At 70.5% G+C, this 25304-nt stretch carries 18 protein-coding genes; 8 read left to right on the top strand and 10 right to left on the bottom strand.

What is annotated here, in order from left to right; genetic code table 11:
* Positions 1-183 precede the first annotated feature (183 nt).
* The 4 genes from IR170_RS06660 to IR170_RS06645 are packed head-to-tail and all read left to right on the top strand — an operon-like array spanning position 184 to position 8766.
* Entirely contained in the window at positions 184-1794 is a 1611-nt protein-coding gene (locus IR170_RS06660) for a TIGR02677 family protein (RefSeq protein WP_193661739.1), read from the top strand.
* On the top strand, positions 1791-3143 hold the full coding sequence (locus IR170_RS06655; RefSeq protein WP_227488776.1) for a TIGR02678 family protein: 1353 nt from the start codon (positions 1791-1793) through the stop codon (positions 3141-3143). The genes IR170_RS06660 and IR170_RS06655 overlap by 4 nt, the downstream gene beginning before the upstream one ends.
* A complete protein-coding gene (locus tag IR170_RS06650) occupies positions 3140-7384 on the top strand; it encodes a TIGR02680 family protein (RefSeq protein WP_193661738.1) in 4245 nt (1414 codons plus the stop codon). The genes IR170_RS06655 and IR170_RS06650 overlap by 4 nt, the downstream gene beginning before the upstream one ends.
* Positions 7381-8766 (top strand): DUF2399 domain-containing protein, encoded by a 1386-nt coding sequence (locus IR170_RS06645; protein ID WP_193661737.1) that lies wholly within the window; start codon positions 7381-7383, stop codon positions 8764-8766. The genes IR170_RS06650 and IR170_RS06645 overlap by 4 nt, the downstream gene beginning before the upstream one ends.
* 196 nt (positions 8767-8962) lie before the next feature.
* Here the strand turns inward: IR170_RS06645 and IR170_RS06640 are convergent, their stop codons facing one another.
* From IR170_RS06640 to dnaB, 5 genes are all read right to left on the bottom strand, one after another.
* Positions 8963-10018: an Eco57I restriction-modification methylase domain-containing protein gene (locus IR170_RS06640; RefSeq protein ID WP_193661736.1), complete on the bottom strand. Its 1056-nt coding sequence runs from the start codon at positions 10016-10018 to the stop codon at positions 8963-8965.
* A 1-nt stretch (position 10019) separates the two neighbouring features.
* Entirely contained in the window at positions 10020-13337 is a 3318-nt protein-coding gene (locus IR170_RS06635) for a DEAD/DEAH box helicase (RefSeq protein ID WP_193661735.1), read from the bottom strand.
* Positions 13337-14029, bottom strand: coding sequence for a DNA methyltransferase family protein (locus IR170_RS06630; RefSeq protein ID WP_193661734.1), 693 nt, complete (start codon positions 14027-14029; stop codon positions 13337-13339). The genes IR170_RS06635 and IR170_RS06630 overlap by 1 nt, the downstream gene beginning before the upstream one ends.
* Positions 14030-14341: 312 nt before the next feature.
* Positions 14342-14740 (bottom strand): hypothetical protein, encoded by a 399-nt coding sequence (locus tag IR170_RS06625; protein ID WP_193661733.1) that lies wholly within the window; start codon positions 14738-14740, stop codon positions 14342-14344.
* A gap of 396 nt (positions 14741-15136) precedes the next feature.
* Positions 15137-16570, bottom strand: a complete 1434-nt coding sequence (gene dnaB / locus IR170_RS06620; protein WP_056865078.1) for a replicative DNA helicase — start codon at positions 16568-16570, stop codon at positions 15137-15139.
* Between the two features lie 487 nt (positions 16571-17057).
* On the opposite strand from dnaB, the gene IR170_RS06615 reads away from it, so the two are divergent.
* The 3 genes from IR170_RS06615 (at position 17058) to IR170_RS06605 (ending at position 20224) form a co-directional block, all read left to right on the top strand.
* Entirely contained in the window at positions 17058-18383 is a 1326-nt protein-coding gene (locus IR170_RS06615; RefSeq protein ID WP_235557708.1) for an MATE family efflux transporter, read from the top strand.
* Positions 18384-18426: 43 nt separating this feature from the next.
* Positions 18427-18981, top strand: a complete 555-nt coding sequence (locus IR170_RS06610) for a hypothetical protein (protein WP_193661732.1) — start codon at positions 18427-18429, stop codon at positions 18979-18981.
* Between the two features lie 61 nt (positions 18982-19042).
* Positions 19043-20224: a hypothetical protein gene (locus IR170_RS06605; RefSeq protein ID WP_193661731.1), complete on the top strand. Its 1182-nt coding sequence runs from the start codon at positions 19043-19045 to the stop codon at positions 20222-20224.
* 114 nt (positions 20225-20338) lie between these two features.
* Here the strand turns inward: IR170_RS06605 and rplI are convergent, their stop codons facing one another.
* The 4 genes from rplI to rpsF all read right to left on the bottom strand — a co-directional run bounded on the left by rplI (position 20339) and on the right by rpsF (position 22188).
* Positions 20339-20785 carry a 50S ribosomal protein L9 gene (rplI, locus tag IR170_RS06600; protein ID WP_193661730.1) on the bottom strand — a complete coding sequence of 149 codons (447 nt, stop codon included), beginning with the start codon at positions 20783-20785 and terminating at the stop codon, positions 20339-20341.
* A gap of 14 nt (positions 20786-20799) precedes the next feature.
* Complete coding sequence (gene rpsR, locus IR170_RS06595; protein WP_056865083.1) at positions 20800-21036, bottom strand: 30S ribosomal protein S18; 237 nt, start codon at positions 21034-21036, stop codon at positions 20800-20802.
* Between the two features lie 124 nt (positions 21037-21160).
* Positions 21161-21751, bottom strand: a complete 591-nt coding sequence (locus IR170_RS06590; protein ID WP_056865084.1) for a single-stranded DNA-binding protein — start codon at positions 21749-21751, stop codon at positions 21161-21163.
* 146 nt (positions 21752-21897) lie between these two features.
* Positions 21898-22188, bottom strand: a complete 291-nt coding sequence (gene rpsF, locus IR170_RS06585) for a 30S ribosomal protein S6 (RefSeq protein WP_082500432.1) — start codon at positions 22186-22188, stop codon at positions 21898-21900.
* 287 nt (positions 22189-22475) lie between these two features.
* Between rpsF and IR170_RS06580 the strand changes: the two genes are divergently transcribed.
* Entirely contained in the window at positions 22476-23468 is a 993-nt protein-coding gene (locus IR170_RS06580) for a serine/threonine-protein kinase (protein WP_319804936.1), read from the top strand.
* A gap of 172 nt (positions 23469-23640) precedes the next feature.
* On the opposite strand, the gene IR170_RS06575 is transcribed toward IR170_RS06580, so the two are convergent.
* On the bottom strand, positions 23641-25161 hold the full coding sequence (locus IR170_RS06575) for a hypothetical protein (RefSeq protein WP_193661729.1): 1521 nt from the start codon (positions 25159-25161) through the stop codon (positions 23641-23643).
* Between the last annotated feature and the right edge of the window lie 143 nt (positions 25162-25304).

Below are 25304 nucleotides of genomic sequence, written 5' to 3'. Positions count from 1 at the left end.
CGGTAGGTCTTGCTCGTTGACGTCGTCACCGAACTGGTCACGTATGTCGGCGGGCTCCCGTACCGTTCGATTCGACGGGGTCGACCTCGAGGCGGAAAGGACTGGCAGAGCTTCGCATGGTCCACCGCTGACGGTTCGGTCCGCGGCACGGCGCCCGTCAGGTACGGATGAAGGGGGTGCTGGGTGGTCCAGGACAGCGACGCGGAACAGTTGATCGCGGATCCCACCGTGCCTCCGAACACTGAAGAGGTCGCCGAGCGGCTGAACCTGTACCGCTACCTGAACGCCGACAACGCCGGTGAGTACCTACAGTTGATGCGGCTGTTCACCGAGACTCTGCTGACCGATCTGTCGGCGTCCGAGGCTCATGAAGCGCTCGTTCGAGCCGTGCCCGACCTGACGCTTACCGTCGACGACATCGAGAACCGGTGCCGCCAGCTGGTGTTGTGGGGCAACCTCGTCCCGTCGGTGCGCGACGCCAGGGTCGCGACGGTGAGCGAGTGGCTACGTTCCCGTTCGCGGTATCAGGTATCGAAGCTCGGTGGCCGCGTGCACCGGCAGGTCGACGAGGTCGTCCGCGCTTCCGAGGGTGCTCGGGAGGTGGCCCGCGAGCTTCTCGGCGGCACGGTGCAGACCCTGCAACGCATCCTCGGGCACCTCGATGTGCGCCCAGTCGACGCGGACGCGCTCGCCGGTGATGTAACGACCGTGTTCAACAACCAGCGACTGTTCGCGGAGTCCGCTACCGACTTCTACGCCTTCGTTCAGAGCCGCGTATCGCGCTACGACCTGGGCGGCCCGGAGTACGCGGCGTTCAAGACGATGCTGCTGACTTACGTCGACCTCATCTCCGCCGACGTAGCCCGGCACGCGCCAGCGGTCGCGGCCCTGCTGGAGGAGATCGAGGGGCGGGTCGATCTGCTGCTCGCGACGTTGGACTCAATGCCTGGGCTGGCCAGTGCAGCCGGCCAGCCCACTGAGCGGTCGCCGGGTCGTTCGCGGGAGGACTGGGCGGACCTGACGGCGTGGTACACGGGGCGCCGCGGCCGGTCTGGGCCGGTGCAGCTGCGCGCTGCGGCCGACCAGGCGCTGGGGCAGCTGATTGCGAACGCGAAGCGGATGCTGGCGGCCGCTGGCACGGGGGTGTCACGGCGCGCGGATCTGCTGCGGCTGGCGGTCTGGTTCGACGAGGCTGACGCTCCCACGGCGCACCGCCTCTTCGACGCCGCGTTCGGGGCCTATCCGGCTCGGCATCTCCTCGGCGGCCCGAATGAGGACTCCGGTCGGGCCGGCGCGACGACGTCGTGGTGGGACAGCGACCCCGTCGACATCCCGCTGTCGTTGCGCGAACGCGGGGACCGCATCGCGCGTGGACGCGCCTCCCGGGTCCCTGACCCGGGCCTGGACCGGGAGCGACTCCTGGCTGAGGCGCAGGAGGAACTCGACCGGAAGCGCGCCGCCGCCGCAGAGCTGGCGGCCGCCGGCGACCTCGACGGTGCACGGCTCACTCCGGCCGCCCGAGAGCTACTCCTGGACCGTCTCAGTGACCTCATCGCCATCGATCAGGCGCTTGGCGGGCCGGCGACCTCGACCGACACCGACGCGAACCTCGTCGTGACCGCCACGCCCATCGCCGGCCGCAGAACAGTCATCCACTGCGCCGACGGCGACCTAACCGTGCACGACCTCGAGCTCCGCGCCGACCCTGCAAGCGCCTCGACCGACTACACCGGCGCAAACGCCTCTGGTCACGGCGCCGACGCCCGACCGGTCCGTGAGGAGACCACGGCATGACCGGCTCCAACGGACGTTCGATGCCGACCACCAGCGAGCACGCGGCCACCGAGCGCCGCGCCGCCGCCAGAGCTCTGATGAACACCCCCATCCTCGCCGCTGTGCAGCACGCCGAGGACCTCACGCTGGTCCGCCGTCACAAGGTCGCGCTCCGGCAGACGTTTCAGACGGTGCTCGGGTACCCGCTCGTCGTCGAGCCGGGCTTTGCGCGGCTGGTGAAGTCGGTGCCGCCCGCCGACGCTCCCGCGCGCGGCGCACGCCGGTCGAACGGCGCCGAGTTCACGCCACGCGCCTACACCTACCTGGCGCTGGTCTGCGCCGGATTGATGGCGCCCGGGTCCGGTGAACAGGTTCTGCTCTCCACCCTCGTCGAGCAGCTCCGCGCGGACGCCGCGATCGCGGGCATCAGCATCGACGACAACCTGGGCGAACGGCGTGCCCTGGTGGCTGCCGTCGACCAGCTCATCGAGTGGGGGGTGCTCGTCGAGACCGACGGCACCGTCGCCGCGTGGGGCGAGCGCCGCGAAGAGGCGCTGCTGACCGTGAACCGGTCTCTGCTGCCGCACATCGTCGCTTGTCCCCTGGCCGGCATGGACGGGCCGGAGGACATGTGGGCGGTCGACGAGCACGCCCTGGAGCAGCCGCGGACCGCGTTGCGGCGAAGGCTGGCCGAGCACCCGCTGAGTCGCCGCGAGGCTCTCACCGAGGGAGAGGCGGACGCTTTGTCGCGTGAACGGCGCGAGGTCGCTCGAGCGCTGGACGACGCGTTCGGGCTGACGCTCGAGGTACGCCTCGAGGGGGCGCTGGCGTACGACCCGGATGACGAGCTCACCGACGTCGAGTTCCCTGGTCAGGGCACCGTTCGCCAGGCGGCCCTGCTGATCCTGGACGCCCTCGTCGACACACTCCGCCCTGAGGCCGGCGCCACGGCTGTTGTCGGCGACGTCCAGGTGCCGGGCGTGCTGGCCCCCTGGGAGATGGTCGCGGACGACGTCGAGGACCTCGCCGTACGCAATGCCAAGGCATGGCGGGCCGAGGTCACCGGCGACCTTGGTCGGCTCACCGACGAGGTCATCGCGGTGCTGGAGGCCGTGTCGCTGGCAACGGCCACCGCCGAGGGGCTCGTCCTGCACCCGGCCTGCTACCGGTACCGGCCCGAACCCGTTCGCACCCCCGGCCGAACTCGAGCGCAACGTCGGCTCGACCGTAACGACGACCACCCCGATGAGCCGGACGAGCCGCTGTTCGCCAACGAGCCCGTGCGCGGCTCCGAGCCCCAGCACCCAGCCCAGGGCCAAGGTCCAAGCCAGCGTCCTGGCGCAGGAACGCGCCAGCAGGAGCAGTCGTGACCAGCACCGCCACCCCTGTCGACGGTCTCGACAGCGACCACCAGACCCCGCCGAGGCACCACCCGTATCGGTGGCGGATGCACCGCGCCGGACTCGTGGACGTCTGGTTCTACTACGACACCGAGTTCGAGTTCTCCGGCGGCCGGCTCATCCTGCGAGGTACCAACGGCTCCGGCAAGAGCCGCGCACTCGAGCTGCTGCTGCCGTTCGTGCTCGATGCGGACCGTCGCAAGATGGACGCGACCGGGTCGGGGAAGGTGAGCCTCCTCGAGCTGATGAAGGCGGGCGCCGACGACCGCACGACGCGAGCTGGCTACCTGTGGCTCGAGCTCGCCCGTACCGTCGACCAAGCGGACCCGGCCGACGCCGAACTTCACGCGGCCGGCGCCACCGAGCAGTACCTCACCATCGGCGTTCACCTGCGGTTCTCCCGCTCCACGGGCGAGGTGAAGCCCCACTACTTCATCACCGACCGGCGGGTCGGGGTCGACCTGGAGCTGCTGTCCCGGACCCGGGAGACGCTGCCGCGCGAGAAGCTCGCCGAGCTCATCGGCGCCGACCGCCTCACCACGTCGCCCAGCACCCACCGCGACCGGGTCCGGGCCGCGGTGTTCACGTTGACCGGCGACTCGGGGGCTGAGCGGTACGCCGGTCTGCTACAGCTGCTCCACACACTGCGCTCTCCCGACGTGGGCAACCGCATCGACGAGGGCCGGCTGCCGCAGATCCTGTCCGACGCCCTCCCGCCCCTGAACGAGACGGCGCTGAACTCCGCCGGCGAGCAGCTCGACGGACTGTCGGAGACCCGCGCCGCGCAGACCAGGCTCGAGGCCGCGCTAGCGCACGTGAACGCGTTCTTGGGAACCTACCGCCGCTACGCCGGCACCGCGGTCGCCGAAACGGCAGACCAGGCGTCTGCGGCGGCGGCGGCCGCAGAGGGCGCGGTCAAGGACGCTGCGGACTGGGTGAGCAAGCGCGACTCACTCGAAGCCGAGCACGGCCGTCAGACCGCCCGCGCGACAGAGCTGGCGGAGACCATCGCCGAGCTCGAGGCGACCATCTCGGGCATCCAGTCCTCGCCAGCCTACAAGGATGCCCGGGACCTTGACGAGCGCGAGGAGAAGGTCAACGCTCTCGGGTCGGCCGCAGACATCGCGCTTCGCGCCGCCGAGACGGCTCGCGGTGCCGAGGCCCGGGAGGCCGGAGCCGCGCGCTCGGCCGTCGAGCGGGTCGTGGGCGCCGCCGGGCGCGCGGCCGCCGTTCTGGAGGAGTTGCGCGGGAGGGTCGAAGCATCAGGCGTCGCCGGCACGCTGCCGACCGCCATCGCGGCTTCGGTCGTTGCGGGCAGCCCGGTCAACGAGACCGTCCGAGCGGAGCGTGAGGGTGACGCGGTTGCGTTCGATCGTCCCGTTCCGCAGGTGGTTGCCGTGACGCCGGGCGACCTGGCGGCTGCGTCGAGCCAGCTCGCCTTGGTGCAGGCGAACGCGAAGGGCCGCGGCCAGCAAGCCCGGGGCCGGCTGGAGAAGGCTCGGTCGCTGGCAGCTGAGCGGGCCAACGTGGAGAGGGCTGAGAGCGACACCCGAGCGGCCGAGGAACGCGCCAGGGAGGCCGATGAGGCCGAGGTCGAGCGTCAGGGCGACCTGGATCAGTCCGCGGTCGCCTACGCCGAGCACTGGCGCGACTGGGTCGCCTCAAGTGCGACTGTCGCAGCGTTCGACGGCGCCCCGGACCTGACCGGCACGGTCGTGGACGCGGTCCTCGCTGACCCGTCCGTCCTGGTCGTGGACCTCGACGGCGACGGCCTCGCCGAGCTCGACCGGGTGGCCGAAGGGTTGGTTCAACGGGCAAGCGTGCGGCACGTCCGTACCATCGCCGAGCTCGACGCCGCCGATGCCGAGGCCGCCGCAGTTCGTGGGGCGCTTGAGGCTGAGCGGCGGCAACTGGAGTCTGCGGTCGACCCGAGCCCCGCTGCTCCCGCGTGGCTGCGGGACGCCGGGGACGGCGCAGTTCCGCTGTGGCGGACCGTGGACTTCGCAGAAGACCTGCCCGAGACCGAGCGGGCCGGCCTCGAGGGGGCGCTGCTGGCGTCGGGCCTGCTGCTCGCGACCGTGCACGCAGACGGGGCGTTGCGGGCCGAGGATGGCCAGCTGCTCCTCACCCTGAACGGCCCTGCCGCTGCGGAGTCGGTGGCGGGGAAGGTCGTGGCCGATCCGGCGAGCCCGGTTCGTGTCGACGTCGTCGAGGCCGTGCTGTCCCGCATCGGGTACGGGCACGTCGCGGACGACCGTAGGTCCGGCGCGCCGGGCGTCTGGGTCGCTCCGGACGGCTCTTGGGGGGCGGGGCCGCTCAACGGCCGGCACGTCCCGACCACCGCTCGGCACATCGGTGCTGCGGCGCGTGCGGAGGCGCGGCGCGTGCGCCTGGCGGCCATCGCGACCGAACTTGCCGACCTCGCCGACGCGGAGCAGGCCCGAGAGGCCGCGAGAACCGAGGCCGAGGCTGCCATCGCGCGCCTGTCCGAGGTCACTCGTTCAGCGCCTGTGACGCAGCCGGTCGCGACCGCGCGAGTCCGGGCCGCGGATGCCACCAGGCTCGCCGCGCGGGAACGCGCGAGCGCGCACGCGGCGGCGAGGCAGGCGGCCGAGATGCGCAGTGCGTGGTCGCGAGCAAACGCCGAGCACGGGACGATCTGTTCGGAGTTCGGCCTGCCGCACGGCGCCGACGACCTCGATGAGGTTCGCCGGGCCTGCGATGAGGCCGCGTCGTCCTGCAACCGCGTCGTCGAACGACTGGCCGACCTCAGCAAGGCGGTCGACGCGCACACGGAGGCTCTGGGGCGGGTGGAAGACCGGGCAGCTGAGCGCCGGGATGCGGAGGAGCTCGCCGACCGCGAATGGGCGGTGTGGCATCGCGAGGCCGCTGAGCTCGCGTCCACGCGCACCAACATCGGTCGGGCGGCTGCGGCGGCGAAGGCCGAGCTGCGCGACTGCAAGAAGGCGCACACCGAGCTCGCGAACGAGCTGAAGCAGGTCAGCGGCGAGGTCTCGCGCCTCGAGGGCGACCTCGGCGCCGCGAAGGTGGAGGCCCGCAACGCCGCCGCCGGCGTGACCGACACGCACAACAAGCTGGTCGACGCGGTCGATCGGCTGCGGCGCCGCCTGGCGCTGCCGGGCATCGCTGCAGCCGCGTTCACCGACACTCCCGTGCCGCTGGAGCTGGCAGAGGTCACGCCTGCGGCTGTCCGGCGAGCTGTGGCGCAGGTGACCGGTAACCTTCGCCGCCACGCCCAGGCCGTCGACGAGAACGGCCTCATACGGCCGCAGCAGAACCTGGAGCGGGAGCTGTCAGGCACCTACGACGTCATCCCCGAGGTCCGCGACGGCATCCGACTGGTCGAGCTGTCTGATGCCACGGGCCGACGAACGGTTGCCGAGGCCGCCGGCGAGCTCGAACGAACCGTTGAAGAGGGTCGCAACGCGCTCAGCGAGCGTGAGCGGAAGGTCTTCACCGAGTTCGTCCTTGGTGGCGTGGCGGAGGAGCTACGGCGGCGCCTGGACCAGGCCGCGGAGCTCATCGAGGCGATGAACGCCTCCCTGTCCACCATCCAGACGTCTCACGGCATCGGGGTGAAGCTGCGGTGGAAGGTCGCCGACACCTCCGACCCGACGGTCGCACGCATCAAGGAACTCGTGGCAACCGCCGGCGCCGTCAGATCCGTCGAACAGACCGCGGAGCTGACTGAACTCCTGAAGGCACGCGTCGATGAAGCGTTCGCGCTGGATGAGTCAGCCGGGTACGCCACGCACCTGCGGGAGGCGCTGGACTACCGGGCTTGGCATCAGGTCGAAGTCATCATCCTCGGCCCGAACCCGGAACAGGAGCGACGCATCAGCCGCAAGGCCCGCCTGTCCCAAGGCGAGACTAGGTTCGTGTCGTACGTGACCCTATTCGCGGCCATCGACGCCTACCTGTCCGGTCTTCCCGACACAGGTCGGGCGCTACGGCTCCTGCTGCTCGACGACGCATTCGCGAAGGTCGACGACCGCACCATCGGCGAGCTCATGGGCCTGCTGGTACGCCTCGACGTCGACTTCGCGATGACCGGTCACGCCTTGTGGGGTACGTACCCGCAGGTGCCTTCGTTGGACTGCTACGAGGTTCGGCGAGTTGAAGGGACTGCGGCTGTCACGACCCATATGCACTGGGACGGCCATACCCGGCACCTCCGGGCAGCGCGATGACTGAGCCTGCCGCGACACGAACCGGTCCGCCGATGCCGGCGGACACGCGGGCCTACCTCGGCCACGCGTCCCTGACGCCGCTGTGGGACGGGGTTCGCGGCCGCCTCGAACGCAACGGCCTCCGCGTCGCCGGAGTCGTCGCAGTCGACCTCGACGAGGCGGGGATGGAGCGGCTCGGCGGCTTGCTCGGCCGGCGCGTCGCGCGACCGTCCAGGCTCCGGCTCCAGGACCTCGACGGGGCCTTGCGACGGTCTGCGGCTTCAGCGGGTTTGGTCGCGGTCGTCGGGACCCTGACAGGGCCTCTCGATGACCGGAAGGCCGCCCGCGCCGCGAAGGCGGACGCGCGAGCAGGTACAGCGGCGCAGCTCGATGTCGCACTGGCAGATGCGGGCCTCGCTGATCTGAGCTGGGTGCCGGAGTTCGTCGACGGCGTACGGCTGGCTGGACTGCTGACCCGGGCAGGCGGCGGAGCGGCCACGGCCATCGCACACGCGGGGGCGGTACTGGCCGAGCTGGCGGGTGCCGGAACCCTGATTCCGTCCGCACGGCCGGACGCAGTACCCGGTTCCACGGACCTGGGGTCGGGATTGCGCGCGGGGTGGGGGCTAGCCGAGCTCGCGACCAGATGTACCGGGGACGCCCACGGTTTGGACCCGGGCAAGGTGGCAGCTGCGCTGGTGTTGCGTGCGGCCGCGGCTGCTCTCGGCGAACGGGTGCCGGAGTCGGCTGGCGACGCACGGGCTCTGTGGAGCAAGCTCGGGGTCGTCCCCGACGAGCTGTCCGGGACGGTCCTTGCGTGGTCGCTGCGGCCGCCCGGCGACGACCCGTGGTCGACGATGATGCGGGCGCGGGCCGACTTAGGTCTGGTCACGCACCTGACGCTGCATGAGCTGCGTGGTCCCGCCGCGGGCGTCCAGTGGGCAGCGGACGGGGCGCTGGTCTCGGTGTGCGAGAACCCGCAGGTTCTGCAGGCGGCCGCGCGAGCGGGAGCCGGGGGTGCGCTGGTGTGTACCTCGGGAAATCCGGCCAGTGTGGGCTGGCTGCTCATCCGGGGTCTGGTGGATCAGGGTGTTCGGGTGCGGTACCACGGGGACTTTGACTGGTCGGGGGTGGCGATCGCGGGTCGGTTGCTGGCCGCGGGTGTCGAGCCGTGGCGTCTAGGCGCGAGCGACTACGAGGTGGCAATCGCGTCTGCGAGTTCGGTAGACCGGGTGCCGCTGACGGGACGACGTGTGGAGACACCATGGGACCCACGGTTAGCGGTGTCGATGGCACACGCGGGTGTCGCGGTCCACGAGGAGGCGCTGCTCGACGTCCTGCTCAGCGACCTCACTCAAGTGAGCCAGGTTCGGGCGGCTGAGCGAACGGGGATCGTCGGATAGGAGCGAGCCTGACGCCAGGAGTCAGACCCACGGCCCTGGATTGGACCTCCGTGCTCCGCCGACCTCCTCGTGACCAGTTGGTTGGGGACTCATGGGAGTGGCTCCGTCCGGGCAGTCCGGCGCTAGCGACCCGCATTGGCAAGAGCAAGTGCACATCAGATGATGGCGACGGGCCAGTCGAATCCCGCCCGCGCGGTCAGTCCATTGGCTTGACGTTGTCCTCGATGAAGGAGATCTCCTTGGGGTCGAGGCCGTACTTCGCGTATAGCTGAGCGTCGATCTCGGCGATCGTCTTGGTCCAGTCGATGTCCGAGCTGCTCGTGAAGTTCTGTGCCGGGACGAACTTCCACGTGCTTCGCGGGTTGTCCTGCGTGATCTTCAGGACTCCCAGCATCGCTCTGGCGAACTTGGACTTGAGGTACTTCAAGCACGCCTCCGCGGCGGCTTCGGTCTCAAACGACCCGATGGTGATGAACGTCTGCGTGACAGCGATCCCCGGCGCAAGCACGGTCGGGTTGTTCAATGGGACGCCGAAGAAGTCGGTGGTCGACCCCGACCCGTTCGCCTTCGGGATCGCAACCTTGTAAGCACCGAACGAGGGAGGGCCGGTGACGTAGTCGCTGCGAAGCCAGCGGTATGCGCGCCTGTTCTTGATCACTCCGAGGACGCGCACGTACTCGCTGCCATCGCTGGGCTTCTCGGCGTGGTACAGGAACGAGAACAACTCAAACGCGTTGGTGTTGACCAAGGCTGTGTTGCCCACGGGGCGCATTGCGAATGCCTCAGGATGGTCCTCATACAACTTCGTGGTGTAGCGGTATGAGCGTGAGCTCGTGATGCCGAGGGTCTCGATAAAGGCCGTTCCGGACTCCAGGACTTTGTCTCGGATCGTGGTGAGCTCGGGGTGCTTGATGAAGGAGCCGATGGGGCCAAGCGTGCGCTCCGAGTCGCGGTAGGTGACGGCGATGCCGCCCTTGATGGGGTCCGTAAGGCTCGGGAACAGACGGCTTGAGTCGGACTCGTAGTGGGCCACGCTCAGGTGCTCATCCGCAAGCATCTTCCGGTTCCACGCCTTGGGCGTGAGGCCACCGTCGAACAAGAAGCGCGCGGGGGTGATGAGCACAGCCTTAGTGCCGACTTCGTACGCGGCGTCCATAAAGCGGTGGTAAATGGGGGTCTCTCGGGTGCCCTCACCCTGGGCCTCCTCCTGGTATGGAGGGTTGCCGATGACGACGTCGAACTTCTTGGTCATGTCAGTCGTCTCCCAGCATTTCGGCGATCGTCTTGGCGCGTTGTTCGGGCGTCATGTTGGCGAGGTTGTCGACCCGGAAGTGCCCTGAGTTCTCGATCCAGGCCTTGCGTTCTTCGACGCCGCCTGAGACGGCTTCGATAGTGATGCGGTGCAGAATCTCGTTGTGGCTCATCTCGTAGATCTGCGAGCTGAGGATGTGGCGCAGGCGTTCGTTTTGGTCGGGGATCGCTTGGGCGAGGCCCGCATCGAGGCGGCGGACGAGCTCCATGAGGAAGAGTCCGGCCGTTGAGAACAGGTCGGCGAAGGTCTTTGTCGGGTCGGTGAAGATACCCGGGTTCTCGGCCTCAAGGATGTCGACCATCTTGTTGACGACGGCCTTCGGTGTGAACACCAGGGACGTCTTCTGCTGGGGGATGTAGGCGAAGATGTCCTCGGTCAGTGCGTCATCGAAGTAGTCAGCGAGCTCAGCCTTCTTGTCGAGGAACTCCTGGATGGCCTGGTCGAAGACGGCCTCGTCGAAGAGGCCGGGAATCGTGATAACGCTGCCATCCGCCTCGGCGACATCCTGACCGTCGCGCAGGAGGCGGAACTCGGCCTCCGTGATCCCGGTGATCTCCTCGAACACGTCGTCGGGGGTGTAGTCGTCGAAGTTCGCGAGCCGGATGTCTCGGTCGCCGTAGGCCATGAGGAACATCGGAATGGTGCGAGCGAAGCCGCGAAGGTGGCTTCGGGCGTCGTCCATCGACTTGTCGGCCTGCTTCTGGACCTTCTTAGTCTCCTCGCGGGTCACGACCTCGGGGACGATCTTGTCCATCGTCTCCTCGACGATGCTCAGGATGTTCGCCTGGAACGCTTGGTGGGCCGCGGCACGCTTAGTCGCCACCGCTTGCGCCTCGGCCTCCGTAGCCGCCTTCTCGGCCTCGTCTTCGAGGTGTTGCTGGGCGATCTTGTGCTCGGCATAGGCGCGCTCGACCTCGGCCTTCACCTTGACCTCGGTCGCTTTGGTGTCGCGCTCGACCTGCTTTGAGGTGAGCCCGTAGGACTCCTGGAGCTCGGTGCGTTTGGTGCGCGCCTGCTCGGTGACGGCCTCGGCGATCTTGATTGCCGCCGTTTGCCCGGGGGTGCTCCCGTCGATGGGCGGGATCGACTCGACCGACCAGATGGGCTTGCCGAGCTCAGCGACCATCGGGTTGATGACGGTCTCGACGTCGATCTTGACGTTCCCGTCCTTGTCGGTGGCGGGCGGCGGGTAGGGCAGCTCCAGCGACTGCCCGGTCGTGACCTTGCCCTGCTTGGCAGTGGGTAGCTTGTCGAGGATCTCCTTGACGTGCTCGCTGTAGCGGAAGATGCCGGCGACGTTCGCGAACAGGAGGTTGGAGAGGAATCCGCGTCGCACGACCTCTCGTGCCTTGAAGACCTGCGGGAAGGTGAGCACCTGGGAAGCGTCGAGCTCGATCATCCGGCCCTCGGAGTCTTCGCCGAGGACGGGGAAGAAGTTCAGCAGCCGCCGGATGTTCTCTTGCCGTTCGCCGGTGTCGATGGGCGGGTGTAGGGCGAGGTTGTTGGCGAACGCGTCGAAGATGGTCAATGTGCGCTCGGGGGCGAAGTCGAAGATGTACGCGTTCTTCTTCTGGAGCACCCTGTTGTCGTTGCGGACGAACGTGTGAGGGTTCTGCGCGCGGAACGCCGCCTGCATGTAGAGCGCTGGCGAGGAGATGTTGGACAGCATAATGACTGCGGTCCACTCCGGGACCGTGACGCCGGTGGTGAGCTGACCGACCGACAGTGTGATCGTCTTGCCGCCGACCGCCTCGGCGTTCTTGATGGCTTCCCTGACCTTGCCGAGGGACTTGCCCGTGGCTGCCGCATCGTCGCTGGTCTCGTCGAGACTCTCGTCGCCGCTAGAGCGACCGTCGCCCGCGGCCAGGACGATCGTGTAGTCCTTGAAGACCTCGTGCTTCTTCAGCAGGCGTTCGAGCGCTTTCGCCGAGGAGACACGGTTGAGGAGCCAGAACGAGTGCCGGACCTCGTCGCGTAGCTCGGGGGTCGAGAACGGGTACTTGTCGTTGGTCGTCAACGTATCGAGGAACTTGAGGACCTCCCCTTCGTACTCGAAGAAGCCGTTGTCCTTGGTGCGAAAGAACTCGGCCAGGTCGAAGGTGTAGTCGACGCTAACCTCGTCTTCGTCGACGGCGACGCCCTCGGCGAGGCGGTCGGCGACCATGCGCGACAGCTGGTACGTGAGGAGATTGAGCGTCGGGAGCTGGGCATACGGGTTGTCCTGCGAGCCGTCTGACCACGCTTGGCAAGCGTTCTGCTCGTCCTCGTAGGTCCAGTTGAAGATCTGATCCTGGCTGAACCGTCCGGAGGCGAGCGCCTTGAACGGCGTGCCCGACAGGTGCAAGGTGTGGGTGCGCTTGATCTGGTCGACCGCGATGTCTGTCTTCGTCGTATCGACGCCCTCGTGGGCCTCGTCGATGACCAGCAGATCCCAATCCATCTCAGCGATGTGCTTGAGCTTGGCGTAGCTGCCGCCGAAGTACTGCGACCCCTTGAGGTCCTGCAACGACACGAACTCGATGATCCGCGGGTCCTCGTCGATGTGCTGCGTGGAGTATGCGCGCCACTGTTCACGTGACATCGGGGAGCGCTCAGATAGAGACGGGGACTCGGAAACGAACTGGTAGGTCGTCTGGTGGCCGATGAACCGCTGGAAGTCGTCGTACCAGGAGTTGGCGATCGCCGGCCGGTTCGTGACGATGAGCGCCCTGCGGACGTCCATCGTTCGCATGAGGTGGTACGTCGTCAGCGTCTTTCCGAACCGGGGCTTGGCGTTCCAGAGCACCTCGCCTTCGCCCGCTCCCAGCGCAGCGACCGCCTGCGCCACCGCTGCTTCCTGCTCGGGCCGGAGCGTGTAGTCCTCTTCAGCGACAAGCCGGGGCGTGGCGAAGTTCTTGCTGATGAAGTCGAGGATGTAGTCACGCGACGTGCGAGGTGCGGCGGAGAAGCGGTGCCATTCGGTGCGCTTCTTGTATTTCGGCGGCGCCTCGCGCTCCACGCCCTGCTGCTTGAGAAACGCGTGGAAGTCGGTGTCGGTGAATCGTCCGCCATCCTCGGTGATGAACGTGGCTCGATACGACCAGACTTGAACCTTCTCGACCGATAGCTGGCTCGCTTGCTGGGCAATGCGCGTCTCGGAAGAGTTCTGCTCGGTGTACCCGATCTTCTCCCAACCGTCGTACTTCGGGATGTCAGGCGTCTTCCACGAATAGATGTACGGGACGACCTCGCGGAAAGTCTGGATGTCGGGGCTCCCCATCAGCGGGTTGTCTCCTTGTGCACCTGATCAATCGGGCATGACAAGTACGGGTTCTCCTGGCCCACGTTGAACAGGTCGAAAAGGTCCTCTCGGCCCTGCGCCTGCTTGCGGAGAGACTCAAGGGTGAACGTCTCACGCTGGACCATGCCAGGCTTGCCGTCCACGCGGTTCCACCACGAGAACGTGATGAGCGCCTGACCGGCCTCGGAGCCGTCCTCGTCGACCAGAAAGCCGCTGAGCATGTTCCCACGAACGATGTTCGTCTCGACTAGGAAGGTCGCGGCCCGCATCAAGTCCGTGCTCAGGTCACAGGGGATTTCATGGCCCGCATGAAAGCTCTCGAACTCTTCGAGCATGGCGTTGCGCGCGTCCGCGTGGTTGTCCTCGAGCAGCTCGACGCCGTAGATCGAGGCGAGCGCGAAGAGAGACTCGGTGGGCCAAGCCTCGGGCGGGTAGTGGACCGTCAGCGCCCGGAGCTTGCGGTGGAGGATTGCGACGAGGAAGTTGCCGTCCCCCGCGGCGGGCTCGAGGAACGTCTTGTCGACGAAATTCGGGGCAGCCTCCAACTCGGCTCGCACCAGGTCGAGCATCCGGTCGACCATGTGACGCGGCGTGAAGACCTCCCCATAGGCCTTGACACGATTCCGCGGCTTCACCACCAGCACCTCGATGATCTCCTCGGTCAGCGTCACCCTTCAAACTCCAACTTCTGGTCGGCCGCAACCGAGTCCTGGTGCTCCCTGCGCACATTGTGGTGGCCGGGCTTCGCATGAAGGCCCACCTAGCCAATCCTGCCTTCTACTGCCGACAACAGGTTGGACATGCGTCAGAGAGTCGTGCGCCAGACGAGGATAGGGCTGCGCCTCGTGGAGGGGGCTGGGAGGCTGTTCAGTCGTTGTCTTTCACGCTTGTCAAGACCGCAGCTCCGCGGTGACTGTGGCGGCCCAAGGGACTGACCCTAGGCAGGGACGGGTTTGAGCGTCGGCTGGCGGGGTGGGCGGCGTTCAGCTGGTGAGCGTGTGGACGTCATGGCGAGCCAGCCGCACGATCACGGACGGCGCGACACTCTTCCTTAGCGCCTCGCGGGGGCTCTTTCCGTCGAGGTCCGGATGCGGATTGATCAACCAGACGCCCGCCGCCCACGGATCCAGGACACGCAGGACCTCTAAGACCGGCACAAGCGCAGGGTGCACCGTGCCACTCCCGGTGAACTGCCACGCCGGATAGAGCCAGCTATCGTCCCCGGCCTGCATGGCGAGCACCGCCCCGGACTTGCGCTGAGCTTCAAGTCCCAGCTCGTCTAGTCCATCGAGCTGAGCGCGAGCCCCGTCGGAGTCGTAGAAGGGGCCGATGGCGGCGTACATCGGATGCATACCCGCGGTTGAGACATCGTCATCCCGCACCTCTTGAGCGTAACTGCGGCGGGGAGCCACAGGCACCACAAGTGCTTCTTACCCTGAAATCCCGGCGGAGGGACCGTGCCATGAACTCCATCGGCGTCCCCCGGAAATGCCAGCGCAGAACGCCAGAACGGTATGCATCGGACGGGAGTCTGCCGCCATGTCGGCGCCCCGCGCCTGCCACGAGCGGTCGTCGCGGGTGCCGATGACCTATGAACCTGTGAGAAGGCAACGCGAATGCCTTTCGAGCAGGTGCGAATCGAGTGCCCGTTGTAGCCGCGGCACCATGGTCGCTGCCTCCGCGGCGTATGCGCAGATTGGGTGACCCAAGCGCGCCAGACTGCGCAAGTAGGCAGATTAGATGCGGACTGAGCAGATAAAGCGCATCCCCAGCACGGGTCAGTGGGCCATGTCGACGAAGCGGCTGTAGTGGCCCTGGAAGGCCACGGTGATGTCGCGGGTCGCGCCGTTGCGGTGCTTGGCCACGATGAGGTCGGCCTCACCGGGGCGGGTCGACTCCTTCTCGTAGACGTCGTCGCGGTGGAGCAGGATGACCATGTCGGCGTCCTGCTCGATCGAGCCCGACTCGCGCAGGTCGCTCATCATCGGGCGCTTGTCGCCGCGCTGCTCGGGGCCACGGTTGAGCTGGGAGAGCGCGATGATCGGCAGCTCGAGCTCCTTGGCCAGCAGCTTGATCTGGCGGGAGAACTCCGAGACCTCCAGCTGGCGCGACTCGACCTTCTTGCCCGAGCTCATCAGCTGCAGGTAGTCGATGACGATGAGCTTGAGGTCGTGGCGCTGCTTGAGCCGGCGCGCCTTGGCCCGGATCTCCATCATCGTCATGTTGGGCGAGTCGTCGATGAACATCGGCGCCGAGGAGACCTCGCCCATCTTGCGGGCAAGCTTGGTCCAGTCGTCGTCGTTCATGTTGCCGTTGCGGATGTGGTTGAGCGGCACCTTCGCCTCGGCCGAGAGCAGGCGCATCGTGATCTCCGAGCGCGTCATCTCGAGGCTGAAGAAGACGCTGGAGAGGTTGTTGTGGATCGAGGCGGAGCGGCAGAAGTCGAGGGCGAGGGTCGACTTCCCCATGGCGGGTCGGGCCGCGACGATGATCATCTGGCCCGAGTGGAGACCGTTGGTCAGGTCGTCGAGGTCGGCGAAGCCGGTGGGCACGCCGTAGAGCCCGTTCTCCCGGTTGCCGATGGCCTCGATCTCGTCGAGGACGCCGTCCATGATGTCGGAGAGCGGCGCGTAGTCCTCGGTGCTGCGCTTGTCGGCGATCTTGTAGACCTCGGCCTGGGCCTGGTCGACGATGTCGTCGACGTCGCCCTCGCCGGCGTAGCCGATCTGGACGATCTTGGTGCCCGCGTCGACGAGGCGGCGCAGGACGGCCTTCTCGTGGACGATCTGGGCGTACCACCCCGCGTTGGCCGCGATCGGCACGTTGGCCGAGAGCGTGTGGAGGTAGGGCGCTCCGCCGATCTTCTGCAGCTCGCCGCGGCGCTGGAGCTCGTTGGCCACGGTGATCATGTCGACCGGCTCGGAGCGGCCGTAGAGGTCGATGATCGCGTCGTGGATCGTCTCGTGGCTGGGGCGGTAGTAGTCGACGCCGCGCAGCACCTCGGAGACCTCGGCGATGGCGTCCTTGGAGATCAGCATCGAGCCGAGCACCGACTGCTCGGCGGCCATGTCCTGCGGGGGCGTGCGCGCGCCGGGGGTGGTCGGTCGCTCGCCCGGCGCGTAGGAGACCGGGCCGTCGCCCCAGTCCTCGAAGGGCGGCTCGTCGAGGGGAGCGGAGCCCCCGGAGTGACCGGCCTGCTCGGTGACGCTCATGCTGTGGCTCCTCCTCGTCCCGACCCCGGACCGTGCGTCGGCGACCCCGTCACCGGGTCGCGCCGGGGGTGCCCGGCCGCTGCCGACGGTAGGGACCTCCACCGACAGTCGTCGGACCGTACGTGGTCGGAGGGGGTCGGCGACACCACCTTGTCCACAGGCCCTGGGGATAACTCGGGGTGACCCGTGGACGACACGCGTGGCGTTGTGCACCGCCTGGGGACAACCCTGTGGACAACAAACCGACTTTCCTCGACCGCACCGCGCTGACCTGCGCAAACAGTGCTGAGGCCATGTGGAACCAAAGTATTTTCACGCCGTGGGCGTTCACACCCCGGCTACCGGGCGGATGCCTGGGTGTTTGTCGACAAAGCACCGTGCCCGTGCGATATGCACAGGCAGGCCCGAGTTATCCACTGGTCGCCACGGACTACGACGGTCAGGACCGGAACGGCCAGGAGCCCCTTACGTGACTACACTGCGACCCGTGCGGCGGGCCGAGGACAGGGAGATCCTGCGCCTGGCCGTGCCGGCGTTCCTGGCCCTCGTGGCCGAGCCGCTCTTCCTGCTCACCGACGCTGCCATCGTGGGCCACCTCGGCACCCCGGAGCTGGCCGGTCTCGGCATCGCCGCCGTGGTCCTCCAGACGGCCGTCGGCCTGTGCGTCTTCCTCGCCTACGGCACCACGGCGGCCGTCGCGCGCCACCTCGGCGCCGGCGACACGCGGCGGGCGATGGCGCAGGGCGTCGACGGGGTGTGGCTGGCCGTGGTCATCGGCGCCGTGGTGACCGTCGGCGGCGTCCTGGGCACCACGCCGCTGGTGGCCGCCTTCGGCACCGGACCCGAGGTCGCGGCGCAGGCCGAGACCTACCTGCGCCTGGCCTTCCTCGGCACCACTCCCCTGCTGGTCATGCTGGCCACGACCGGCATCCTGCGGGGCCTCCAGGACACCCGCACCCCCCTGGTCGTCGCCGTCGCCGGCAACCTGCTCAACGTCGTGCTCAACGTGCTGCTCGTCTACGGCCTCGACCTCGGCATCGCCGGCTCCGCGATCGGCTCGGTGCTGGCCCAGGTCGCCTCCGCCGCGGCGCTGCTCGCCGTCGTCGTGCGCGCCGCGCGACGCGAGGGCGCCCCCCTGCGGCCCGACCTCCCCGGCATCCGAGCGGCCGGCCGCGCCGGCGTTCCGCTGGTGGTGCGCACCCTCACCCTGCGGGCGGCGCTGCTCGTGACCACCTACGCCGTGACGCTCGGCGTCGTGGGCGGCGCCCAGGACGTCGACCTCGCCACCCATCAGCTGGCCATGACCCTGTGGACCTTCCTGGCCTTCGTGCTCGACGCCATCGCCATCGCCGCCCAGGCCCTCACCGGTCGCGCCCTCGGGGCCGGCGACCTGGCGGGCACCCGCGCGACCACCCGCCGCATGCTGCAGTGGGGCGTGGGCGCCGGTGTCGTGACCGGCCTGGGACTGGCCGCGGTCAGCCCCGTGCTCGGGCGGCTCTTCACCGACGACCCCGCCGTCGCCGAGCGACTGGTGCCGGTGCTGCTCGTCGCCGCGCTCGGACAGCCGGTCGCCGGGGTGGTCTTCGTGCTCGACGGCGTGCTCATCGGTGCCGGCGACGGCGTCTACCTCGCCTGGGGCGGCGTGGCGACGCTGCTGGTCTACGCCCCGGTGGCGCTGCTGGCCGCACCGACGGGCGGGCTCGTGCTGCTCTGGGTGGGGTTCAGCGCGGTGTTCATGGGGGCGCGTCTGGTGGTGCTCGTCGCGCGTGCCCGCGGCGACGCGTGGATGGTCACCGGGCCGGCCCGCGCCTGACCGCCCCTCCGCCGCAGCAGGGGCGCGGCCTACCATCACGGCCATGAAGCCGCTGCAGTCCGTCGCGATGGGGCTGCTGATCATCCTGCTCGTCGCTCCCGTGCGCGGCCACGACCTGCTCGCCGACCCCGTCGGGTGGGTCCTCGTGCTGCTCGGCGTGCGCGACCTGCCGGTCGCGCGTCGCCGCCCGCTGCTGGCGCTGGGGGCCGTGGCGGGCGCGGTGTCGGTGGCGGTGTGGTTCCCCGAGGTCGCGACCCGCCTGGCCGACGGCGACCCGGCACTGCTGTGGAGCGCCAACCTGCCCCAGCTCGCGCTCGTGCTGCTGCTGTGCCACGAGCTGGCCGAGCGGGCCCGCGCCGCGGGCGACACCCGCGCGTCGGCCTGGCTGCGCACCCTGCGGCTGCTCGCCGTCGTCGTCGCCGTCCTGCCCCCGCTGGTCTTCGGCGCCGGCGTCGCCGCGCTCGAGGTGCCGGCGTACGTCGCCGCGCAGCTGCTGCTGCTCGTGCTGGTCTGGCTCGGCTTCCGGTACGCCGCGCGCCCCTGGGCCACCCGCGGGCAGTTGTCTGGAGCAGCTGGGATTCCCGGCGCGGCTTCGTAGCCTGGGCGGGCCCCGGGGCGTTGTCCAGCCACCACCGGTCCCGCTGCCCCCAGGAGTCGCCATGCCCACCTCGCCCCGCGTCCGCCGCGTCGGACTCCTGGCCGCCGGCGGTCTCGTCGCCGGGCTGCTCCCCCTGGTCGGCCCCGCCGGGATCGCACAGGCCGCCGAGGCCTGCACCACCGAGGTGGCACCGCGCAGCGTGCTGGGCCTGCCCACCGGCCCGCCGTGCGACGACATCGCGCCGCCGGAGACCACGATCACCGCGCTCACCCCGCCGCCCAACGCGGCCGGCTACCTGCGCACCGACGACCTGACCTTCACCTTCTCGGGGCGCCACACCGACGGCGACACCGACCCGATCTCCTTCGAGTGCCAGCTCGACGACGACGGTGCGTCGACCAACGACCGCTGGGAGGCCTGCCGGAGCCCGCAGACCTACCAGGACCTCGACGACAGCTCTGCGGCCCCCTACACCTTCCGCGTGCGCGCGATCGACACCGCCGACGACGCCATCGACGCCACCGCCCCACCCGGGCTGCTCGTCGCGGGCGCCGAGACCGACCTGCCCGACCTCGACGAGTCGGCCGCGGTGAGCGTGGTGCGCGTCGACACCGTCGCACCCAACACCTTCGTGCTCAGCTCCCCGCCCCAGCTCGAGGGCTACCGGCTGCCGATCGCCGACTCGCTGAGCCCGCAGGTGCGACTGGCCGCCGACGAGGGCGGCTCGACCTTCGCCTGCGACGTCGACGGCGCCGCCGTGCCGTGCGCGGAGGGCGTCACGACCCTGCGCGGCCTGGGGCCGGGGGACAAGACGCTCACGGTGCGTGCCACCGACAGGGCCGGCAACACCGACCCCACCCTCAAGGACAGCACTGCGGTCTTCGCGGTGCCGGCCGACCTCACCGCGGCCGACGGCGGCCCCTGGCGCTCGCTGCGCTCCGCCGACGCGCTGGGCGGTAGCTTCCTGGAGACCTGGGAGAGGGGCGCGATGTTGCGCTACTACGGGCGCAACGTGCGCGAGCTGCTGCTCATCGGCCCCAGCGGTCCCGGTGCGGGCAGCGTCGAGGTGAAGATCGGCCGGGCCCGGACGTGGCAGCCGGTGGACCTCGCCACCCCGACCGTGGACCGCCAGCACATCTACACGGTGCGCGACCAGAACAGCCCGCTGCGCACCGGCACCATCCGCATCCGCGTCACCAGCGACGGTCGGCCCGTGCGACTCGACGGCATCCTGGCCCACTGACACCGGCCCACCGACACCGAGGGCCCCGGGAACGCCGGACGGGGCCGCCCCTCCTGGAGGAGGGACGGCCCCGTCGGCGTGCGGGCCGCCGAGCGGCCCGGGGTCGTGCTGGGATCAGCCCTTGACGACGTTGAGGGCCACCGTGGCGGACACCTCGTCGTGCAGCTTGACCGACACCTGGTGGGCGCCGAGCGAGCGGATCGGGTTGGTCACCGCGATGGTGCGCTTGTCGACGGCCTCGCCGGTCGCGTCGGTGACCGCCGTGGCGATCTCGCTGACGCTGACCGAGCCGAACATGCGGCCACCCTCGCCGGCGCGCACCTTGACGGTGACGGGCGAGGCCTCGAGCTTGGCCTTGATCTCGGCGGCGTGGTCGTGGTCGCGGACCGCGCGCGAGGCGCGGGCGGCCTTGATCGACTCGACGGTCTTCTCGGCACCGCGGGTCCAGCGGATGCCGAGGCCGCGCGGGACGAGGTAGTTGCGGCCGTAGCCGTCCTTCACCTCGACGATGTCGCCGGGGGCACCGAGACCGGTGACTTCCTGGGTCAGGATGAGCTTCATCTTCTCCGCTCCTCTCAGCGACCGGTGGACGTGTAGGGCAGCAGGGCGACCTCGCGGGCGTTCTTGACCGCGGTGGCGACGTCGCGCTGGTGCTGGACGCAGTTGCCGGTCACCCGACGCGCGCGGATCTTGCCGCGGTCGGAGATGAACTTGCGGAGCAGCGTGGTGTCCTTGTAGTCGACACCGGTCGCCTTCTCCTTGCAGAACTGGCAAACCTTCTTCTTCGGCTTGCGGATCACTGCCTTGGCCATTGTGGTGCTTCCTTTCTAGAAGCCCGTCCCGGAGTGGCTACCAGGTCGGAATGGTTGAGGTGGACGGACAGGACGCCGGTCGAGCGACCGGCGGTGGAGCGGGTCGTGCAGGTGGTGCTGCGGGTCAGAACGGGGGCTCGTCCTGGACGCCGGGGGCGGCCCAGGGGTCGTTGCCGGCCGCAGGGGCGGGACGGGACTGCCCGCCGCCACCGCCGCCGCCGTAGCCACCGCCGGACCCACCGGCACCGCCCGAGGGAGCGGGGCTGGCCCACGGGTCGTCGCCGCCCTGGGAGGACCCGCCCTGCGAGCCTCCCTGGCCGCCGCCGGAGTAGCCGCCCCCGCCGCCCTGACGGGAGGCGCGGGTGACCTTGGCGGTGGCGAACTTCAGCGACGGACCGACCTCTTCGACCTCGAGCTCGAAGACGGTGCGCTTCTCGCCCTCGCGGGTCTCGTAGGAGCGGGCCTTGAGGCGGCCCTGCACCACGACACGCATGCCGCGCTGCAGGGACTCGGCGACGTTCTCCGCGGCCTGGCGCCAGATCGAGCACCGGAGGAACATGGCTTCGCCGTCCTCCCACTCGTTGGTCTGACGGTTGAAGGTGCGCGGAGTCGAGGCGACCGTGAAGTTGGCGACCGCGGCCCCGGACGGGGTGAAGCGGAGCTCCGGGTCGTCGGTCAGGTTGCCGACCACGGTGATGATGGTCTCGCCGGCCATGGGTTCTCCCTCAGGGTGTCGGGTGGTGCGTGCGCATCAGTCGGGTCCGATGTCGGTGCTGCCATGGTGGCGGCAGCCGCCGACAACGGCCAGAGGTCCTCCACAGGCGGCGGGGACGGGCTCGGGGCCCGACCTGCCGCCACGCCTCACTTGGCGTCGGGGCGGATGACCTTCGTGCGCAGGATGGACTCGTTGAGCGTGAGCTGGCGGTCGAGCTCCTTGACCGTGGCCGGCTCGGCGTTCAGCGAGATCACCGCGTAGATGCCCTCGGCGTTCTTCTTCACCTCGTAGGCGAGGCGACGACGTCCCCAGACGTCGACCGACTCGACGGTGCCACCGTCCTTGGTGACGACGTTGAGGTACTTCTCGAGCGAGGGCGCGATCGTGCGCTCCTCGAGGCTGGGGTCGAGGATGACCATCACTTCATAAGCACGCATAGCGGTCTCCACCTCCTCTGGACTCGGCGGCCACGGTCTCTCCGTGGCAGGAGGGCTGTGCGTCGCCCGAGCCCCGGCGCACCGGGGACATCGAGCGTGTCCCGCGCGAGCCCGATCCCATCGGTGGGGAGCGCGCACGAGGACGCCTGAGATTACCAGCGCCCCGACGCCGCCCGGCAATCCCCGTCCCGGACGCCCCCGGGGTGGCCCCCGGGCCGCCCCGCCCCCGGTCGGGGGGCTGTGGAGAGCCGCTGCGACGCGCCGGCGCCGTGGCTAGCGTCGTCCCGGTGAGCCCGGTGCCGCCGATCCCGCCCCTGGCGGGTCGCTACGTGCTCGCCGACCAGGTCGGCGCCGGCGGCATGGGCAGCGTCTGGCGGGCGTGGGACCTGCGCCAGGAGCGCTTCGTCGCCGTGAAGGTGCTAGGTCAGCACGACGCCTCGCTGCTGCTGCGCTTCGTGCGCGAGCAGTCGGTGCGGGTGCGCCACCCCCACGTGATCGCCCCCCACGGCTGGGCCGCCGACGACGACCTGGTGGTCCTGGCCATGGACCTCGTGCGCGGGGGCTCGCTGCAGTCGCTGCTGGAGACCCACGGCCCCCTGCCCGCCGACTTCGTCGCCGTCGTGCTGGACCAGCTGCTGCAGGCGCTCGCCGCCGTGCACGCGGCCGGCGTGGTGCACCGCGACGTCAAGCCCGCCAACCTGCTCCTCGACGCGACCGGCTCGGCGCGGCCGCACGTGCGCCTGGGTGACTTCGGTGTGGCCACGCTCGCCGAGGACGTGCGCCTGACCCGCACCCCTGGTGCCGTCGGCACCGACGGCTACATGGCCCCCGAGCAGGCGGCGGGCGAGCCCCCCGACCCCGGCCAGGACCTCTACGCCGCCGGCGTCGTCGCCCTCCAGCTGCTCAGCGGGCGTGCCCCGACCCGCTCCGGACCGCCGCCCACGCCGCCCCCGGGGCGTCTCGTGCCGCTGCTCGACGCCCTGACCGCGCACGACCCCCGACGACGTCCGGCCTCGGCGGCCGCGGCGCTGGGCCTGCTGCGGCGGGCCGGCGTGCCGTCGGGCGCCCCGTGGAGGGACGGTCCCCGGCCCCCGGTGGTCGTGGACCGGATCGGTCCCCCGCCCTGGCCGGCGCCGCCGGGGGCGCGGGCCGTGACGGACCCCTCCCGGGACCGCCCGCCCGGCCGCGCGCACCGCTGGGCCCTCGGGCTGGCCGGCGCGGGCTGCCTCGGTGGCGCCGGCGGCCTCGCCGTCGCGGGCGTCCGGCTGCTGGCCGGCTGAGCGTCACCGGGCCCCGCTCGCCCACCTCCGCGGGCGGAGGCCGCCCCCGACGCGGGCCCGGGGAAGAGCGCGGGCGTGGGGAGGGCCCGGGCGAAGGCACCTGCGGGACCAGGCCCGAGGAGGACGTGCGGTGCGGCGCGGGCTCGGACGAGGGCGAGGGCTCCGCCTCGGGTCAGTGACGCCGGGCCCGGCGCAGCAGGGCCGTCCCCGCGCCGCCGAGCACCACCGCGCCCAGCAGCAGTGCCACGCCGCCGACCGTGCGGCCCGGGACCGCGGGGGTCCGGGCCGCCGCCTCCCCGGAGGCGTCCGCTTGCCCGGAAGCACCGACGTCGCCGCGCGCGCCGGGCCACGCCGCGGGTGATGCTCCGGTGGGGAGCGGCAGGGCCCGCGGCGGACCGGCGTACGACGCGCCGGCGCCGGTGCGTGGCGCGCCCGGCACCGCCGCGGTGGTCACCGTGACCTCGGCCGTGCCCGACCCCGCCACCCACAGGGCGACGAGGTGCACCCCGGGCTCCGACGCGGCGCCCGCGCCGGGGTCGCCGCCGGCCCGGGAGGCGGGGGTCACCACCGCCCCGTCGGCCCCGAGCACGAGCGGCCCGGGCCCGGCGCGGCCCCGGGAGCCGACGTCGGGCGGGCCGGCCAGCCCTCCGGCGGGGCCGACCAGCGCCAGCTCCGCGGCCGGCCGGCCGGGCAGGGGGTCGACGTCGGCGCGCACCGCCAGCTCCTCCCCCACCCCGACCGGTACGCCGAGCCAGCCGACCCGCCCGCGATCGAGCGCGACGTGGACGCTCGCGCCCGGCTCGAGCACCGGTGCCGTGGCGGGCGACGCGGCCGCAGCGACCGTGGTGGTGGCGACACCCGCGTCGGGGTGCGCCCCGGCGCCCGGGGCCGGCTCCGGCAGCGACCTCCCACCCGGGGCGGGGACCTCCCACACGTCGAGCTCGTAGGCACTGCCGACCGGCACCCCGGAGGTCCGCACGGCGAAGACCGCGACCCTGAGCTCGGCCCGGGCCGGGCAGCCGCGGGCCTCGACCGACCAGGCGACGTCGGTGGACAGCGGCATCCGCGCCGCGCGGGTCAGCGGCGAGCGGTCAGAGCGCCCGCAGGGCACGAAGCCGCCACCGTCGGCGCGGGGGTAGCCCAGGAGCACGGTCAGCCGCCCGGGCCCCGGGGCGCCCGCGCCTGCGGCGCCCTGGCCGCCCTTGCCACCCGGCCCGCCCGGCCCGCGGGTGACGGTGGCCCCCACCACCACGGTCGAGCCGGGCAGGGCGCGGCGCACGGAGTAGATGTTCTGCGAGGTCGGCTCCACCGTGCGGTCGCGGTAGCGCCCGGTCGTGAGCACCGGTGGCCGCCGGTGACCGGCGGCCCCGTCGACCGGCCGGAGCCCCTCGTCGCCGCCCGACCCTCGCGCGGTGAGCGGTCCGCCCGACGCGGAGCCGGGCGACCAGGCGGCGGCCGCGGCGGGGCTCAGGGCCTCGGCCACCGCGGCTGGGAGCACGACGGCGGTGAGCACCGCGGCAGTGAGGACCGTGGCGACGAGCACCGCGGGCACGGGCACCGCGGCGACGACGGCACGGCGTGCCGTGCCGCACCGGGCGGCACCGGCGGCGACGGGAGCACCGGGGACACCGGGGTCGCCGGGGTCGCCGGGGTCACCGGGGTCACCGGGGTCACCGGGAAGCCACGGGGTCACGCTCCCCCCTCCCGGTCGACCGGCCTGACCCTCCGAGGCTGTCACCGCAACCGCCGGCGCGCGACCGCTCCTCCACAGGCACCGGGTGAGCGGGCCCGTCAGGCGCGCCCGCGGACGGTTTGCGTGGTTGCGGCGGTCCTCGA

Origin of the sequence: Nocardioides kribbensis, from assembly GCF_015070375.1 — a bacterium.
Classification (GTDB): domain Bacteria; phylum Actinomycetota; class Actinomycetes; order Propionibacteriales; family Nocardioidaceae; genus Nocardioides; species Nocardioides kribbensis.
This window is presented reverse-complemented; position numbering and strand designations above follow the sequence as displayed.